Raw genomic sequence first — 17,218 nt, forward strand, 5'->3', positions numbered from 1 at the left:
TATCTGAAGATTAAATCACAGTTATTCACGTTTCGAGGCTGTGATACCTCTCGGATACTCTCGACCGTTCTCGATCGCACAGCGTTAGTCTTTCTTGTTCTTCTTCTTAGAACGACGGCGCTGCATTAGAGCGGCAAACCCAACGGCTGCACCTGAACCCATGATGGTCAACGGTTCGGGAATCGGCTCACCGCCGCCACCGCCACCGCCGCCACCGCCGCCACCGACAGCACCACCACCGCCGCTGTCGCCGCTATCCCCACTCAAACCGACCGCTAAGCCCGCGATCGCACCTGCGCCTAACAAGGCTGGCAACAAGAACGAACCGCCCGACGCAGTAGGCACAGCGGCAACAGGCAACTGACCCACAGGTGTGCCACCCGGACCGACTGGAGAAACCACTGGTGGAGGCTCACCCCCCCCAACCGGACAAGCTGTATCCCGCATCCGCACAATGAAATCGTCATAATCTCGATCCTGTGCATCCCGGTTGCGAACAATCCTAGAGCCAGTATCATCCCAGCCCAACGTCATGCCGCCTGATTCACACAGAGAATTGATGTTCCCCGTAAATTTTACGTGCTGTTCAGAATTGGGGTTCAAGCTATCCGTGGAATACAAAATCCCAGTCGGTCGCCCGTTATATGAAGACTCTAGATAAAACACGTAATCATTATTCGGCTGAAACGTGTATTGCTTGCTCGGTTCAGGAACCGCATTCCCAGGAGTGCCGGGAAAATCTAACTCACTTCCCGCGTCATCAATTTTGGTCGATGGGCGGAAAATTGTGTCTGGACTATCAGCAGGCTTTGTTTCGACCAAGAGAGGAGTTTTTTCCTTCGTGGTTAGGTTGATGACACCAAAGGTAGATTGGTAAGCACCATGCGACTCAACAAATTCTGATTGCAAGGTTGTGTTTTTGTTCGCCCGAATGCCTTCGTTCCCGATCGACATATCAGCAGCGCGTGCAGGCAGCACTAAACTACTCGTCAACCAACCGAGCGAAAGACCAAATGCGATCGAGGAAATCCGGCGATGCGGACGATTCGATTTCAGGTTCTCCTCTGGAGAACAGCAGGATGAAGGCTGTCTCCTCACACACTTGCTTGAGGTGGAAATATCTTCTGGCACCATCTAAAGCTGAACTCTACGAAAGGACTGAATAAACTAACCTCTGGCGCACCCATTTTATTACACTCAAGCAATTTATTACACTCAAGCAATAAAACAACCGATCTCAAAGCGATTCAGACAGAATCTCCCTAGCTTGGTTGGTGAGAGCGCAATTATTATGTTCCGCTAAGCATAAAAATCTTTGAGCAGAATCCACATCAATCCTACGGGAGATCAGATCTGATTTAAGGATTATGCCGCTGGAACTATCCAAGTCAATTCTGAGTAGTTAATAAGAACCATGTGCCAAAACTCAGCAGAACCCAAGCTTTCTGAAACCATTTCGCCAGCTGAAATTGAACATTTCACCCTAGATCTCAATGAATTACCCTGCACTGCTTAAGTCGCGATTGGCATACTGTCAATAGTTTAGGGAGATCCGAATGCGATCGCATCTGTCAATCGATAGGCATTGATAGATTTTTGTTGAATCGGAATCTAGTTGTGCGGGTGATAATTTGAAGAGATTACGTTTGAGGAGACGAAATTAAAATTATGGATAAAATTCAAGCGCAATTTGCGAAGCTGTGGAAGTTGCTGACTGCACCTGAAACATTTGATACCTACAAGTCAGCAGTGGTCATGACTTGGACCATCATCAAAGAAACGGCATTGCTGGTTTGGCTAGTGCTTTGCCTCGTATTAGTATTTGCGGACTGGTTCTGGAAAATTTCTGTGGGAGCCGGACGAAGTACACGCGCCTGGTTTAATGGGCTAGAAGGTTCGAGCGAACAGATTGCCTCTGAGACGGGAAGAGCACTCCTGAACGCAGGCAAGTCAAGTTTAGATTACACGCTCAATCAGGCAAGAGCACAGTTAGGATTTGAGATTCCGGCTCCTGCACCCGCAAAGGTTGAGCCTGTCAAAGCTGAACCTGTCAAAGCTGAACCTGTCAAAGCTGAACCTGCAGTGACGGCCCCCTCTCCAGTAGTGACCAAAGCAGAAGCGATCGCAGACGAGTAGAGGGATAGGGAGAGATAGGGAGATAGAGAGGTCATTCCTGTCTCTCCCATCCAATGTCACGACGAAGTGTAACGATTTGTCAAGCAAAATGAGAACTTCCTCTTTCGCATCGTCCCCGAAAGTCGGTACACTACAAAGTGAATTCTGAGATACCGCAATATAAACATGAGCGTAGTTAGCCAAGTTATCCTACAAGCCGACGACGAGCTTCGTTATCCAACGAGCGGCGAATTGAGTGGCATAAGAGAATTTTTTCAAACCGGAGAGCAACGGACTCGAATCGCCGCGACTCTGTCTGAAAGTGAGAAAAAGATTGTTGAGCAAGCGAGCAAATTGTTGTGGCAGAAGCGTCCTGATTTCATTGCCCCGGGCGGCAACGCTTATGGCAATCGGGAGCGGGCGCTATGCTTACGCGATTATGGCTGGTATTTGCGATTGGTAACGTATGGGGTACTGGCCGGCAGTACTGACCCGATCGAGAAGATTGGGGTGATCGGGGCGCGGGAAATGTATAACGCGCTCGGTGTTCCGGTTCCTGGAATGGCGGAAGCAATCCGCTGTTTGAAGGAAGCTTCTCTTGGTTTGTTAAACAATGAGGATGCAGCAGCAGCAGCTCCTTATTTCGACTACATCGTTCAAGCAATGTCATAGAGACACTGGAAGTTTTTGAGTTCCCCGCTGTTTGCGGAGATGCGGTAGAGTTTGCGGCATTTCTGAAAACGGCGGGGAATTTGTTTTTAAATTATTCCGAAATTTTACGGAACCCATTGGGAGAAAGATTTATGAATACAGCAGAAGTGTTGCAGTTTTGGTTTGGAGAAACGCTCGAGCGGCGGGAGGCTTGGTTTAAGAAAGATCCTGCCTTTGATGCAGAGATTCGCTCCCGGTTTCTCTCACAGTATGAACAAGCGGCTTTAGGCGAATTGGAGGATTGGATGAATGCGGCTGAAAGCAGTTTAGCGTTAGTGATTGTGCTGGATCAGTTTCCGAGAAATATGTTCCGAGGAACGCCGCGATCGTTTGCCACCGATGCAAAAGCGTTACAAGTGGCTCAATGTGCGATCGCTCAAGGATTTGATCAGCACCTCCCACCGATGCAGCGCTTCTTTTTCTACCTGCCGCTAGAACACAGTGAAAATCTGGATGACCAAAATGAATCGGTGCGCTTATATGAGCCTTTCAGGGATATTCCTGAATTAGCAGATACGTACGACTATGCCATCCGACATCGCGATGTGATTGCACGATTTGGACGGTTTCCCCACCGCAATCTAATCCTCAATCGACCTTCGACCCCCGAAGAACTTGAGTTCCTGAAACAGCCTGGATCGTCCTTTTAAGACCTTTTCGAGTAGAGAATCTGTATGAATATTGCTGCTGAAACGATCCCAACTCTTGAGCAAATTAATCAAACTAAATCTGCGATCGACGCGCATATTGCGAGCCTAAATCAGCACCCTGATCGGCGAGAAGGGGCAATGCCGTACTATTTGTTTCATGAACCTGGAAGACCGATTCGCGGCACAGTCATGATATTCCACGGGTTCAGCGCAAGACCCCATCAAATGTGGCGTTTAGCAGATTATCTCTTTCAGAATGGCTTTAATGTATATCAGCCTTCGATCGCAGGACATGCCTTGATGTATCCCGATCGCAACTGGGCGCAAGTCGATCTCAAACCTGAATATGCAGAGCCGCTCAAAGACAAAGTTCAGAAAGATCCGGTACTGCAAACTTTTCTCCAAAATTTTGCGCATAATCCAACGGCAACCCGTCCAGGGTTTATGCAGCAAATGGGATTGATCGCCCGCTTATTGCTGATCGAACCGCAGTTGTTAGATATTGTGAAATCCTTGGAATCGAATAATGATCCTGATTTCGATCGCTATTTCACGTCTTCGCATTTGCGCTATCTGACTGAAGCTCAGGCGAGATTCGCAGAATTAGATGCGATGCCGGGAGCCGTTTTCACAGTCGGTTTATCGGTGGGAGGCGCGGTGGCTCTGGGCTTGGCAGCATCGCGACCTGAGCGGGTGCGAGGAGTAGTCGCGTATGCACCGTTGCTGAAGATTTATGGAGAACAGCGGCGGCGATATGTGAATTTAGCAGGTCCTTTGGATATTAGTGAGTTGGGCTGGGATGAGAAGTTGCGGTTTCCAGTCGGCTGTTTGACGGCTGCCGATCGCTTTGGCTCTCAAGTCGTGATGAGTGATGAATCTGTGCGATCGCTGTCGAATATTCCGACGTTTTTAGTGCTGACTGAGAATGAAGATGCAGCGGATATTGAGACGAGCCAGGATTTTTATCAGCGGATTGGAGGAGAGGGAGAAGGGCATCGGTTCTTCTTATATCCGAGTGAGGATTTAGTGCCACATCCGATGGTTGATCCAACTGAGGTCAGCCAGAACATGAGTAATCGATTTTGGCAAAGTTTGTATCAGGAGACGTTCCGATTTTTGACGACTGGGCGGGCGAATATGACGAATCTGGGTCGGATTGAGCAAGATCCAGGTTTACCGATCGTGCCTGGAGTGTAGCAATTCTGCGGGAATTCTTCCAGGATTGACGTTTTCTCTGACTCAAAGATTTCTAACGGATAGGTGTCCACATTCGATCGAGTGAGTATCATGAATTACTTTCTCGTATTCCTGGAATTGTCTGTTTCGTGTTTGTTTCAGACCCAATAGCATTTATCACAAAGCTCTGACGTTATGGTTCAAGTAAGCTCCCCTGTTCTTTATGTCAATCCTGCAAGCGGCAATGATAGCGCTGCTGGAACTCAAGCCGCTCCCCTCAAAACAATCGCCCGCGCGCTCCAACAAGCAAAATCTGGGACAACAATCCAACTTGTTCCCGGAACTTATAATGCCGCTAGCGGCGAGGTGTTTCCGCTGTTCGTTCCCGCAGGGGTGACGGTTGTCGGTAATGAATCGACAAAAGGCAAAGATATTCTCGTACAAGGCGGTGGAACTTACCTGAGTCCAACTTGGGCAGGGCAAAATGTGACTTTCCGACTCGATACCAATGCTCAGCTTCGAGGCGTGACCGTGACCAACCCGAACACTCGTGGTAGTGGAGTTTGGTCAGAATCGACTGCGCCGACGATCGCAAATTGTACGTTTACTTTATGTAAGCGAGAAGGCGTTTTTGCGACCGGAACTGCAAACCCGGTCGTGTCAGATTGCATTTTTCTGCAAAACGATGCGAACGGAATTGCAATTTCTAGAAATGCAAAAGGTGAATTGCGCCGTAACGTCTGTCAAAACACAGGCTACGGGATTGCGGTTGGCGACAATGGCGCACCCTTGATCATTGAGAATCGATTGTTTGAAAACCGCTCTGGAATTGTTGTGAGTAATTCAGCACGTCCAGTGTTGCGCGGCAATACGATCGAGCGAAATACCGATTCTGGACTGACGATCGTGGGCAGCGGTTCGCCTAATTTAGGCAGCAGTCAAGACCCAGGCGGAAACATTATTCGCGACAATACAGACATTGATGTCGAAAACGGAACGAATGTGTCGATCGCTTCTGTTGGCAACCAAATCAATCCCTCTAGAGTCCGAGGCGTAATTGATTTCATTGTGAGTCAAGTTCCAACTCCCACACCAACCCCGACTCCAACTCCCACACCGATACCAACGCCAACCCCGACTCCCACACCGACACCGACTCCAACTCCCACACCAACCCCGACTCCAACTCCCACACCAACCCCGACTCCAACTCCCACACCGATACCAACTCCAACGCCGACTCCAATTCCGACTCCCACACCAACCCCGACACCAACGCCAACGCCCACACCAACGCCAACGGCTGGAGTTACGGATATTCGGGGGCATTGGGCTGAGGCATTTATCCAGTCATTGGTAGCTCGCAATCTGATCACGGGCTTTCCAGACAATACGTTTAAACCAGAAAGTCCGCTAACTCGTGCTCAATTTGCAGCGATCGTGGCAAAAGCATTCAATCTGCCCCTCAAGCAACCTGCCACGAATTTCTCAGACGTGCCCTCGAATTTCTGGGCGGCTGAAGCGATCGCCAAAGCAAATCGCATGGGCTTTATTACTGGCTTTCCGGATGGAACCTTCCGTCCTGGCTTGAATTTAACCCGTACTCAAGCGCTCGTTGCATTAGTCAGCGGGCTAGGCTTTACAGGTGGAACTCCAAATACTCTGGCACTGTATAGCGATCGCGCTCAGATTCCGAGTTTTGCGAGCGAGCGAATTGCGGCTGCAACTCAGCGGCGATTAGTCGTGAACTATCCGAATGTTTCACAATTGCGTCCATTGCAGGAGATTACACGGGCTGAGGTCACGACTTTTATCTATCAAGCTTTAGTCGCAACGAATCAGGCACAAGCGATCGCGTCTGCTTACATCGTCAATCCTGATACTGCGACGACTGCCTTTGTTGATGTCACGAATCACTGGGCAAAGGATTTCATTTTGGGCTTATCTGGTCAGAATTTTATCCAAGGATTTGCCGATGGCACATTCAAACCCGATGCCCCAATGACTCGCGCTCAGTATGCAACTGTCATTGCGAGAACCTTTAACCCGGCTCCGCGCCGCGATTTAGCCACTTTCCCAGATGTGCCTGGGGATTTCTGGGCAAAAAGCGCGATCGAGCAAGCGTATCGAGCAGGTTTTATTTCCGGGTTCCCAGATGGCACCTTTAAGCCGAATCAGAACATTACACGGCTTCAGTTGGTGCTCTCTTTGGTCAGCGGATTTAACCTCTCTCCTGCAAATCCGAATGTGCTAGCAGTCTTAGACGATCGCAATGCAATTCCGCAATCGTTCCAAGATCGAGTAGCAGCAGCGGCTCAAGCAGATATGATTGTGAACTATCCGAATCAAAAGCAGTTCAATCCAAATCGTGAAGCAACACGGGCGGATGTCTCAGCCATGGTTTATCAAACCTTACTTCGAGACGGGCGAGTAGCAGCAGTAGATTCGGGGTATATCTTGACAGCCTAGAACCGCAGAGCGAATTTGATGGGGAGTAGGGAGCAATCCGAGCCTGGGTTCTCCCTACTCCTTACTCCCCACTCTCCACTATCAATGCCGTTTAACGACTAGATCGACTTAGAAAAAGTTTGAGCTTTCCGATCGCCTAGATAGGTATCAAACACCGCTGCAATATTCCGAATGAGTAACCGTCCAACTGGCGTAATCTCAATGCCATCACTCCACCGCTTGAGCAGTCCATCTGCTTCGAGCGCATCTAGACGTGAGAGTTCATCCGCGAAGTAATCATTGAAATCTTGATCGAATCCCAAATGATATTTTGCTTCTAAGTCTGCTGCTGAAAGTTGGAACTGACACATCAGTTCCATAATCACAGTGCGTCGGATCAAGTCATCTTGGCTTAAGAGCACTCCTTTCTCAATCGGAAGCTCAGAGGCATCGATCGCAGTGTAGAAGTCTCTTAACCGCTTGTGGTTCTGAATATAGACATCTTGCAACATACTGATAGAAGTAATGCCAAAGCCGAGTAAATCTGACTCAGGCTTTGTGGTGTAACCTTGGAAATTCCGATGCAGTTGTCCGGCTTGTTGGGCGATCGCTAATTCATCATTGGGCTTCGCAAAGTGATCCATGCCAATAAACACATAGTTACTTTGTGTAAGTTGAGCGATCGTGTTTTGCAGAATCTTGAACTTTTCAACAGTACTAGGCAGCGCCGATTCTGGCATTCGTTTCTGAACGGGTTTGAGCCAGGGAATGTAGGCAAAATTGAACACCGCAATGCGATCGGGATTAAGCGCTAACGTTTTCTCAACTGTTTGCTGAAACGTGGCTGAAGTTTGGAACGGTAAACCATAGATCAAATCGACGTTCACACTTTCAAATCCAGCTTCCCGAATCCAATCCATCACATCAAAAAGCATTGCTTCAGGCTGTACCCGATTGATTGCGACTTGCACTTCAGGATTGAAATCTTGAATTCCAAAGCTAATTCGGTTAAAGCCGAGTTGCCTTAGAGAATGAATGTAATGACGATCGACATAGCGCGGATTGATCTCGATCGACAGTTCGGCTGTGGCATCGAATTTGAAGTAGCGATGGAAGCGATTCCAAAGAAATTCAACCTGTTGTAAGTCAAGGTAGTTTGGTGTGCCGCCACCCCAATGCAATTGATGAACTTGACGGTCAGAACTGACCGATTGAGCAACTTGGCGGATTTGACGGGCAAGGTAACCTAAGTAGGGTTCTGCGACTTCTCTACGTTGAGTGATGATCGTATTGCAGCCACAGAAGTAACAGGGTGTTTCACAGAAAGGGATGTGACAGTATAGGGATAAGGGCGTTTTTTTGTGATTGCCGAGGTCGATCGCTCGGTCGAAGAAATGAGGATCGAAGTCGGAACTAAGTTCTGTAGCAGGCGGATAGCTGGTATAGCGGGGAAGGGGCAGGTTGTACTGGTTCAGGAGCGCCGCGTCAAACTCGACCGTTTGGGATAGTTGTTTCATTGGAAAGGATTTAATGGGTTTGGATGGGCGAGCTGTTTTGCAGCATCAGGGTTGAGGGACGAAATTGCCTCTGTTAGCGTGAGGTTGCGACTTTGCACAACAATCGTTGCGGGTTGTGCAAGTTGAGCATTTGCTTAGAAGATGCTTTAAAAGTAATCGTTGAGACGCATTCACCCGCCCCGGAATGGAATTCCAGGGCTAACGGTGCGAAGTCCTTAAAAGGACTGCATCGCTCAAACCTCTGTGTAGTCCAGTTTAGTGGACTTCGTTTTACTAGCCCTGGAATTCCATTCCGGGGCAGGAGGACAACGTGAGCGAAGAGGCTTTTTGTACTTTTAAAGCGTCCTCTTAAGCAATCGAAACTCCACGCATCAAACAATTCTTCGAGTTAAGGAGCTAGGACAGGTTCACGATCGCTACCATGCGATCGTCGTTCTGTACTTCCAGGACGATCCTGCCGAGTAAGTAAATCAAAGGTATGTTCCCCGATCGCTGCTTTCACATCGGGTTCGAGTTCATGCATCACATCTTGATTGAGCACAAAGGCAAGGTTTGCTTCGGCAACAATCCGTTCGATTGTGTTCTCGTCTACAGGCAGGCTATCTAGCATCTGACGGTAACACTCTTTGAATTCTCGTCTGGCTTCAGGAGTTGAGATTTGCTCAAACTCATAAAAATTTGTTCCCTGATTCGGAGGCAAAGATAATGCCGATCGAATGACATTCTTCAAACTCTGGCCTCCTGATAAATCGCCCATATAGCGGGTGTAAGCATGGGCAACCAGCAAGATTGGATCAGTAGCAGCGAGCGTTTTAATTCGAGCGCAGTATGCAATTCCCGCAGATGATGCAACGATCTGATTTTGCCAGTCTTCACCGTAGTAGAATGCGAGATCGCGCGCCAGATTCGCAGCTCGATTCAACCCTGGGAAGTAGAATGCACCAAACACTGGATCTTGAGCGTGCTGCTGTAATGCTGCTTCTAAAGTGCTGTAAACAAAGTACAAATTTGCAAACAGTTTCCGTAGAGGTTCGCGTTCTACAATACCTTTCACAAAGCATTTCATAAATGCAGTGTTTTCTGCTGTGGTGTGAGAGCGTTGGGTTCCTTCTCGTAAGCGGACAGATAAAGTACTCATGAAATTGTTTCCTAATGAATGACAGGACGAGAGGCTTCTGCATCAATTGCAGGTAAGAAATAGAGGCGGAGAAGTTGCCAAATGATCACAGCAATCCAAGGCAATTTTTGGAGCGTTTGAATGAATTTCGGGCGCGACTGACTCGAAATCTCTGCTAGTTTCTGATTCGCGATCGCGCATTTTTCGAGCCGAGGGAAGAACTCTGGATGATCCGTATCCAGCACACTCGGAAAAGCTCGCTTCGAGGTTTCGTTCGTGTTTTGAATTACAGCCTTGTTGTACTCTTGCGGATCAATACCAATCGAGTCGTAAAACGTCGATCGTTCTAAAACAGTCAAGGTGTGAGTTGCAAAGACAGTCAGCAGAAAGAATCTTGCCCACAGTCTTGCTTTCCAGCAATTCCAGAGTTTGGGCTGCGATCGCAAGAGTGCTTTAAAGAAATCTCCGTGTCGATTCTCATCTTGGCACCAACTCTCAAAGTACCGAAACAGAGGATAAAACCGATGTTCTGGATGCTGTTCTAAATGGCGGTAGACCAAAATATAACGCCAGTACCCAATTTTTTCCGAGAGGTAAACGGTGTAGATCACCCATTCTGGCGGAAAGAAAGTATAGGTTCGATTTTTCGTCAGATAGCCCAGATCAAGAGTCAAGCCAAAGTCTGCCATTGCTTTATTCAAGAACCCGGCATGACGAGCTTCATCGCGCGCAAGTAAATGGAATGCTTCTGATAGTAAAGGTTGCCGATTTTTAAGCTTGCGAGAGAGTTCTTTAAAGAGCAAAAAGCCCGAAAATTCTGAAGTACAAGAGCGCTCTAGAAAATCAATAAACGCGTGCCGGGTTTCACCATCAATCTTTTCCCAATCTTGCTGAAACTCTTCATTGCGAACAAAATGGTGACGATTATAGTCTGCTCGCAATTCTGCGACGACCGATTCTAGTTCTGCTTCATGCCCGGATAAATCCATTTGGGCAACCGCATCAAAATCAGTGATGTAAAACCGAGGAGTTAAGAGCGTTTCTTGAACAGGTTTTTTAATGCCAGGCGATTGTTCTGGCAGGTCGGATCTCGAAACTGTGCTGACCATAGAGCGAATGATAACGACTGAAATTACTTTCCCCGAATCTGCGATCGCGGCACAAGTGAGTTACCTGCTCTGCTCTATAGTTACCACAAGTAAAACATTGAGATGAGCACAAGGTTAGAGGGCTTTCTAACAAATTGTTAAAACATCCGCTGAGATTGAAGCAAGGCATCACTCCTAGAAGCCTTCCACCTTTCATCACTTAAATTTGCAAAAGATTTTGCTTTCTCTCATTCTGCTTGTCTACTCTTGCAGCAATCATTACTAGCTCAAATGAAAAGCTCGATCGTAAGTGCTGTTTGCTTTACTAGGATGTCTACTTCGAGGTTAGAGCCAGTAGTTACTGCTCAAGCTAGTTTAGGATCTGAATCGGTTCTGTCTCGCTCCTAAACTGCAAGCTAGAACAAGACAGAACACGGATTTTTTTGCGCTCACCCTATCAAGAAGAACGAGTTCAGACGCTCAGCGAGAATTCTGGACGGTTAGCGAACCGCATTCTACTTATACCTTCGTATGCGTCACTTCTACTACGGTATGCACATTTCCTCGGGGCGTGTAGTCCGCCTTAATCGAGATTTCTAACGGATCACACGCTGCCACAATGTCATCTAGAATTTGATTCGCCGCTTCTTCGTGAGAAATATAGCGATCGCGATAACTATTGATATACAGCTTAATTGCTTTCAGTTCGACGACGCGCTGATCCGGAACATAGCTCACATAGATCGTCGCAAAATCGGGATAGCCAGAAAACGGACACTTACAGGTAAACTCTGGCAGCGTAATATTGATCGTATAACGCCGTCCGGGTCTAGGATTCGGGAAAGTAATTAGACTTCCCTCTTCGATCAGGCGTTCGCCATACTTTACTTCGGGATGGTCTTGCGCTTGCGTCATAGCCTATGAAATTGAATGAACTGACTGATCTTAGCAATCGAATTTGCACGGAGGCACGATCGCGTCTCAAGTTTTTTGAGTACTTGATCTCCGCAATCCCCGAAATTCGTTCACAAAATCGTTTCTTTTTGAAAAAATCTTGACTAAAAATGCGTTGCTTGATTCAATTGCAGCTATTCTGAGGGCATCACAATTTCTCGCTGTTTTGTCAGATTACTCTCGCTGTTATGAACCCCATGATGCAGAAAACACCTAATCGATCGATCAATTTGCCGCCTCAAGCTCCTGCAACCGGATATGCCCCTTCTGTACCGATTTCAGTCTACCGCGAGGTGATTGCTGAGCTTCAAGCTACAAAGAACTCGGTGGAAGCCATGAAGATTCAAAACCAGCAATTGGCAAAACAGAATCAGCAATTGCGGCAAGAAATTGAACGCACGGTACAAGCAGCACTCCAACTCCGCCAAGTCTCCAATGCAATGCCGGGAATTAATCCTGCTGCACCACCCGCACCTCGTCTCGACTTGATGCCCGAAGTCGAAGCTGCATCCTTCCAAATCCCGGTCATGCCACCCCGCATCCCCGTTGCTCCCAAACCAGAACCCGTTCCATCGAGTCTCGAATTTCCTGAAGAGAAGCTGGTAATCGAAGAAGACAGCAAGCCCCGGCGCAAAATTAAGCCAGAACAAGACACTCATTTTGAACTCAGCGGTTGGATGTTGGGCTTAGTCATCGCTTTGATCGTCGTGACTGCTTTCGGCGCTGGCTTCTTGCTGGTGCGTCCTTTGCTGAGTCCTTCATCAAAATAAATTCTCGAATGTAACCAATAGCAACCCGAAATTACGAATTACAACTGATGAATTCCGATTTTGAGTGGCTCATGCGACACTCAAAAATACTATTACAATCGGCGAGGCGGGTAATGATCGGTAGCGATCGTTACAAAATTCTCTTCACCAGAAATGATAGATAGTCTCATGCCCGAATTATAGAGATCACGATTAAGGAGTGTAAGCGCTTGAAAAAGGTTGAAGCGATTGTTCGCCCATTTAAACTCGACGAAGTCAAAATTGCATTAGTCAATGCCGGAATCGTGGGAATGACGGTTTCTGAAGTCCGAGGCTTTGGACGGCAGAAAGGTCAGACCGAACGGTATCGCGGTTCTGAATATACGGTTGAGTTTTTACAGAAGCTCAAAATTGAAATTGTGGTGGAAGATGATCAAGTAGACATGGTGGTTGACAAAATCATTGTGGCGGCTCGAACCGGAGAAATCGGGGACGGGAAGATCTTTATCACACCTGTTGAACAAGTAGTTCGGATTCGTACCGGCGAAAAGAACTTTGAAGCGGTTTAAAAACACGAACCTCCCGAGTTTTTGAAACACTCAGAAGGCTTGCTTCGCTGTGAAGGCGATCCAGATTCGGATCGCCTTTATATTTATTGAACGGGTTTCAGCCGAGTCAATTTCAACTTAAAGGGGCCGCCCGCCGTTTCTCCGAAAGCTTTGACTCGAACGATGTAATTCGCATTGCGCGTGATGCGAGTAAATAAGAGCGAATTCGTTGTCCCATCTGGACCATCATCATTCTCGGCAACGGTTGTCCCTTGTGAGGTCATCAGCGTGACGATCGTATCAAAACTATCCGAAGACAAATCGATCGCCACTTGTTCTCCCGCCTGCAAAGTCACCACATAATCGCGTGCGAAATTGCCTTGCCCGGTGGGAATATCGGCATCCGTTAAGCGATCGTTAATCTCTTTTCCAGGGGCCAGCGGGATTGGCGCATAGGAGCGAGTCGATTGAGCCATTGCGGCGGTCGTCATCAAAACCGCAATTGGAGCCGCACAAAGCCAAGCCATCCATCCTTTCATAACCGTTCCTTTCCTTACTGTGCTTGGTTTAAGTTTTTCTCTAAGGTAGCAAGATCGACTGCCCCTGAAAATGCACGACCATTCATGGCAAAGAACGGAGTACCAGAAATTCCAAGCTGCTCTGCAAGTTGAAGATCTTTTTCGATCGTGGTTTCTGCCGCTTGAGACGCGCGATCGCGATTAAACTTCGCCACATCCAACCCCAGAGTCTTGGCAATCTCTGGATAAATCGCCTCATTCAACTGTTTCTGCTGCGCAAACAAAGCATCATGATATTGCCAGAATTTTCCCTGTTGCTGAGCCGCCCAAGCCGATTTCGCCGCTGGTAGGGCTTGATCATGAATACTCGTCAGCGGCAAATGTTTATAAACCAGAGTGACGCGATCTTTGTACTTGTCTACAAACTGGCTCACCGTGCCTGCTGCTGCTTGGCAGTAAGGACATTGAAAATCAGAAAACTCCACCAAGACAGCCTGACCGTTGCCTTTCGTGGGAGACTGAGCGATCACCGATTTTGGATTCTGCTGGAGATCGCGGAGAAACGACTGTTGTTCTTGTTGTTGTTCTTGTTGTTGTTCGCGTTGATAAGCTTGTACCGAATCCAGAATTGCCTGGGGATTTTTGCGAATCACTTGCAGGACTTGTTCTTCAAATTTTGGATCAATCTTGCTATCTGCCTGCACTGGCAAAGAGCAACTGATTAACATCAGACACAATATAACCAAGCCCGCGAATTGTTTCAGCCTTCTCATCACGATTCCGTCTCAAATCTGTCCTCGCACTATAGCTTAACTTCAGACTTCCGAGACGCATGAACCCGCAAAAGATTCCGTCTCAAATCTGTCCTCGCACTATAGCTTAACTTCAGACTTCCGAGACGCATGAACCCGCAAAAGTTCGAGATTCAATGTGTCATTAGGCTCAACTTGAGTAACAATAGTAAAGGTGCGATCGCATTGGCGGTCAGGCTGTCGTGTAACTATGAGCGACGCTCGGCCTGTCAACATGTTCGTACAGGCGCTTTTCGAGACTTGAAATTCCGAATCGATTGATTTTGGTCAACTTCGGGAGTTCAACCTCATAGAGCCAATGCTAAGTGCGCAGCTTCCTATCTGTTAAAACTGGGAATCGGCTTGTTGATTAATCGGAACTGATTCGAGCTTCGGTTCCGGTGAAGTGACGACTTCAGAGCCATTTGCACACCCCACGCAGAACACACGAGGACAAATCGCTTCATGGAATTCTCGATCGCTGAGTTACTCGCTAACTTCACAGATGATAAATTAGTGGCTCCAAAAGCTCTCGAAAAAAAGCTGGAATGCCATGATGAACCGAGCCTAAGACGCTTACAGATCGCACTAGACGCACTCGAAAAAATCGGAGTGCTCGTGAAGGAACGGGGCAAATATCGTCGAGTGCCAGAAGAAGGCGTAGTAGAAGGAAAGTTACGCTGTTCAAGCAAAGGATTCTGCTTCGCGATTCAAGATGTCGAAGGGTCAGAAGATATCTACATTCGCGAAAGCCAACTGAATCATGCTTGGAATGGCGATCGCGTTTTGGTGCGAGTGACGAAGGAAGGCAGTCGTCGTCGCAGTCCAGAAGGCGAAGTCAGATTGATTTTAGAACGGGCAAATCCCTCGGTTCTGGCTCGCATTAAAAAGAGCGAAAGTGGAGAATTTCGAGCCGTTCCCCTCGACGATCGCTTATTGTTTGAACTGCAAGTCAATGAAAATGGCATCCAACTCGATAATGCGATCGATCATTTGGCACATGTGCAGGTCAAACGCTATCCGATCGGGCAACATGCCCCCCTCGGTAAAGTCGCAAAAGTCTTAGGCGCAGATGATGACGCAGCCGATATTGATATTGTCTGCTGCAAACACGATTTGCCGCGCGAATTTCCTGAAACGGTTTTAGCCGCAGCAAAAGAGTTGCCGACTAAATTGACCAAAGCGGAATTAAAAAATCGAGTTGATTTACGCAATTTGACCACGCTGACGATCAAATCTAGCGACGAAGATAGCGCCGATGATGCGATTACCTTAGAGAAAACGAAAGCAGGCGGCAACTGGCGCTTAGGCATTCATATTGCAGATGTCGCGCACTATGTTGGATCAGGAGCGCCGCTCGATCGCGAAGCTCAACGTCGAGGCGCTTCGGTTTATCTGAGTGAATTAGTCGTCCCGATGCTGCCCGAACAGATCACCGATAATCTCTGTTCGCTTCAGCCCGGAAAAGATCGACTTGCCGTTTCAGTGCTGATTACACTCGATGATCAAGGTGGCGTGCTGGAATTCGAGATTCAGCCCACAGTGATTAATGTCGATTACAAGTTGAGTTATCACCAAGCAGAAGAGATTCTCAAAGACAATCACACAGAAGAATTGAAGCAGTTTGAGCCGATTTTTGAACTGTTGGCGCAGCTCGATAAGCTGAGTCATGCGATCAAAGACCAGCGACGACAACGAGGCGCATTTGAACTGAACCTGCCAGAAAAAATTTATGCGCGTCCTGACGGTTCAGAATCGCCAGAAGAAACAGATAAATTTACGTTTAGCAAGTTTCACTACGATGATGAAGGCGTATTAGGTGCAGTGGTTGTTTCTGCAACACTCCCGATTCACTCGATGATCGTTGAACTGATGTTGCTGGCAAACCAGACCGTTGCATCTCATTTGATTGCTCTGGGAGTTCCTAGCGTTTACCGCGTGCATCCCACCCCTGATCCAGAAGAGGTGCAGGAATTGGTGAAATTAGCAGTCAGCATGGGCATCGAACTGAAGCTAGAAAACGAAGAAGAAGTTCGCCCACAAGATTATCAGAATTTCACACATGCCTTTGCAGAATCGAATGCAGAACGAGTTTTGACTTACTTGTTGCTTTCGACCATGAAACCTGCATTCTACAGTTCTCAGCCGAAACCACATTTTGGCTTGTCATTAGAGCAAGGCTATACGCACTTTACGTCTCCCGTGCGGCGCTATCCTGATTTGCTCGTGCATCGCGCCTTACATGCGGTCTTTGAAGCAGGACGCGATCGTCGATCTTCGCGCGTGAAAGATAGTGTTGATTTACGCCATAGCTCTTGTCATGGAGAGATCAATTGGAATGTGCTGCCGACCGATGTGCATCAAGAATTGGAAAGCCATTTCGGTGCAGTCGTTGTGCATGTGAGCGAACGCGAGAAAGTGGCTCAAGACGCAGAAAACGATCTCGAAGGCTTGAAGAAAGCCGAGTTGATGAAAGAGCGCACAGGCGAAATCTTCCACGGATTGATTACGGGTGTTCAATCATATGGATTGTTTGTCGAACTCGAAGAATTGCTCGTCGAAGGTCTCGTGCATGTGAGTTCGCTCAAAGATGATTGGTACGAGTTTCGATCGCGTCAGCAAACTCTAGTCGGACGCAAGAATCGCAAGCAGTATCGACTCGGCGATCGCATTGAAGTTCAAGTCAAGAGCGTCGATTACTACCGCCAGCAAATTGACCTGATTGCAGTCGGTGGTGGCAGTGAAGCGACCGACGAAGAATTTGAATCCGAAGAGCGATCGGAGTTTCAACCTGAACCTGCCCTCCCCGATGAGGAGTTTAGTGAGGAATAATAAG

15 protein-coding genes are annotated in these 17,218 nt (G+C 47.8%); 8 read left to right on the forward strand and 7 right to left on the reverse strand.

Features of this window, described 5'->3' with window-relative positions; translation table 11 throughout:
* Positions 1–84 precede the first annotated feature (84 nt).
* Entirely contained in the window at positions 85–1,098 is a 1,014-nt protein-coding gene (locus OU814_RS17030; protein ID WP_268184484.1) for a PEP-CTERM sorting domain-containing protein, read from the reverse strand.
* Positions 1,099–1,668: 570 nt separating this feature from the next.
* Here OU814_RS17030 and OU814_RS17035 point away from each other — a divergent pair.
* From OU814_RS17035 to OU814_RS17055, 5 genes are all read left to right on the forward strand, one after another.
* Positions 1,669–2,136 carry a hypothetical protein gene (locus OU814_RS17035; protein ID WP_268184485.1) on the forward strand — a complete coding sequence of 156 codons (468 nt, stop codon included), beginning with the start codon at positions 1,669–1,671 and terminating at the stop codon, positions 2,134–2,136.
* 165 nt (positions 2,137–2,301) lie between these two features.
* The gene (locus tag OU814_RS17040; RefSeq protein WP_017287927.1) at positions 2,302–2,787 is read left to right on the forward strand and encodes an allophycocyanin subunit alpha-B; all 486 of its coding nucleotides are present in this window, start codon (positions 2,302–2,304) and stop codon (positions 2,785–2,787) included.
* Between the two features lie 131 nt (positions 2,788–2,918).
* The gene (locus OU814_RS17045) at positions 2,919–3,476 is read left to right on the forward strand and encodes a DUF924 family protein (protein ID WP_017287928.1); all 558 of its coding nucleotides are present in this window, start codon (positions 2,919–2,921) and stop codon (positions 3,474–3,476) included.
* A 24-nt stretch (positions 3,477–3,500) separates the two neighbouring features.
* On the forward strand, positions 3,501–4,673 hold the full coding sequence (locus OU814_RS17050) for an alpha/beta hydrolase (RefSeq protein WP_268184486.1): 1,173 nt from the start codon (positions 3,501–3,503) through the stop codon (positions 4,671–4,673).
* Between the two features lie 174 nt (positions 4,674–4,847).
* Positions 4,848–7,121 (forward strand): S-layer homology domain-containing protein, encoded by a 2,274-nt coding sequence (locus OU814_RS17055; RefSeq protein ID WP_268184487.1) that lies wholly within the window; start codon positions 4,848–4,850, stop codon positions 7,119–7,121.
* Between the two features lie 98 nt (positions 7,122–7,219).
* On the opposite strand, the gene hemN is transcribed toward OU814_RS17055, so the two are convergent.
* The 4 genes from hemN to queF form a co-directional block, all read right to left on the reverse strand.
* Positions 7,220–8,617, reverse strand: a complete 1,398-nt coding sequence (gene hemN / locus OU814_RS17060; RefSeq protein WP_268184488.1) for an oxygen-independent coproporphyrinogen III oxidase — start codon at positions 8,615–8,617, stop codon at positions 7,220–7,222.
* A 388-nt stretch (positions 8,618–9,005) separates the two neighbouring features.
* On the reverse strand, positions 9,006–9,755 hold the full coding sequence (locus OU814_RS17065) for a biliverdin-producing heme oxygenase (RefSeq protein ID WP_268184489.1): 750 nt from the start codon (positions 9,753–9,755) through the stop codon (positions 9,006–9,008).
* 11 nt (positions 9,756–9,766) lie between these two features.
* Complete coding sequence (acsF, locus tag OU814_RS17070; RefSeq protein WP_268184490.1) at positions 9,767–10,843, reverse strand: magnesium-protoporphyrin IX monomethyl ester (oxidative) cyclase; 1,077 nt, start codon at positions 10,841–10,843, stop codon at positions 9,767–9,769.
* 498 nt (positions 10,844–11,341) lie between these two features.
* The gene (queF, locus tag OU814_RS17075) at positions 11,342–11,737 is read right to left on the reverse strand and encodes a preQ(1) synthase (RefSeq protein WP_017287934.1); all 396 of its coding nucleotides are present in this window, start codon (positions 11,735–11,737) and stop codon (positions 11,342–11,344) included.
* 239 nt (positions 11,738–11,976) lie between these two features.
* Between queF and OU814_RS17080 the strand changes: the two genes are divergently transcribed.
* Together OU814_RS17080 and OU814_RS17085 are read left to right on the forward strand one after the other, a co-directional pair.
* A complete protein-coding gene (locus OU814_RS17080) occupies positions 11,977–12,546 on the forward strand; it encodes a hypothetical protein (RefSeq protein WP_036044579.1) in 570 nt (189 codons plus the stop codon).
* Between the two features lie 209 nt (positions 12,547–12,755).
* Positions 12,756–13,094: a P-II family nitrogen regulator gene (locus tag OU814_RS17085; RefSeq protein ID WP_017287937.1), complete on the forward strand. Its 339-nt coding sequence runs from the start codon at positions 12,756–12,758 to the stop codon at positions 13,092–13,094.
* 83 nt (positions 13,095–13,177) lie between these two features.
* On the opposite strand, the gene OU814_RS17090 is transcribed toward OU814_RS17085, so the two are convergent.
* Together OU814_RS17090 and OU814_RS17095 are read right to left on the reverse strand one after the other, a co-directional pair.
* The gene (locus OU814_RS17090) at positions 13,178–13,612 is read right to left on the reverse strand and encodes a PPC domain-containing protein (RefSeq protein WP_017287938.1); all 435 of its coding nucleotides are present in this window, start codon (positions 13,610–13,612) and stop codon (positions 13,178–13,180) included.
* 14 nt (positions 13,613–13,626) lie between these two features.
* The gene (locus OU814_RS17095; RefSeq protein WP_268184491.1) at positions 13,627–14,319 is read right to left on the reverse strand and encodes a DsbA family protein; all 693 of its coding nucleotides are present in this window, start codon (positions 14,317–14,319) and stop codon (positions 13,627–13,629) included.
* Positions 14,320–14,847: 528 nt separating this feature from the next.
* Here OU814_RS17095 and OU814_RS17100 point away from each other — a divergent pair.
* Positions 14,848–17,214 carry a ribonuclease R family protein gene (locus OU814_RS17100; protein WP_190653679.1) on the forward strand — a complete coding sequence of 789 codons (2,367 nt, stop codon included), beginning with the start codon at positions 14,848–14,850 and terminating at the stop codon, positions 17,212–17,214.
* Positions 17,215–17,218: the final 4 nt, after the last annotated feature.

The organism is Leptolyngbya sp. GGD, assembly GCF_026735145.1.
Classification (GTDB): domain Bacteria; phylum Cyanobacteriota; class Cyanobacteriia; order Leptolyngbyales; family Leptolyngbyaceae; genus Leptolyngbya; species Leptolyngbya boryana.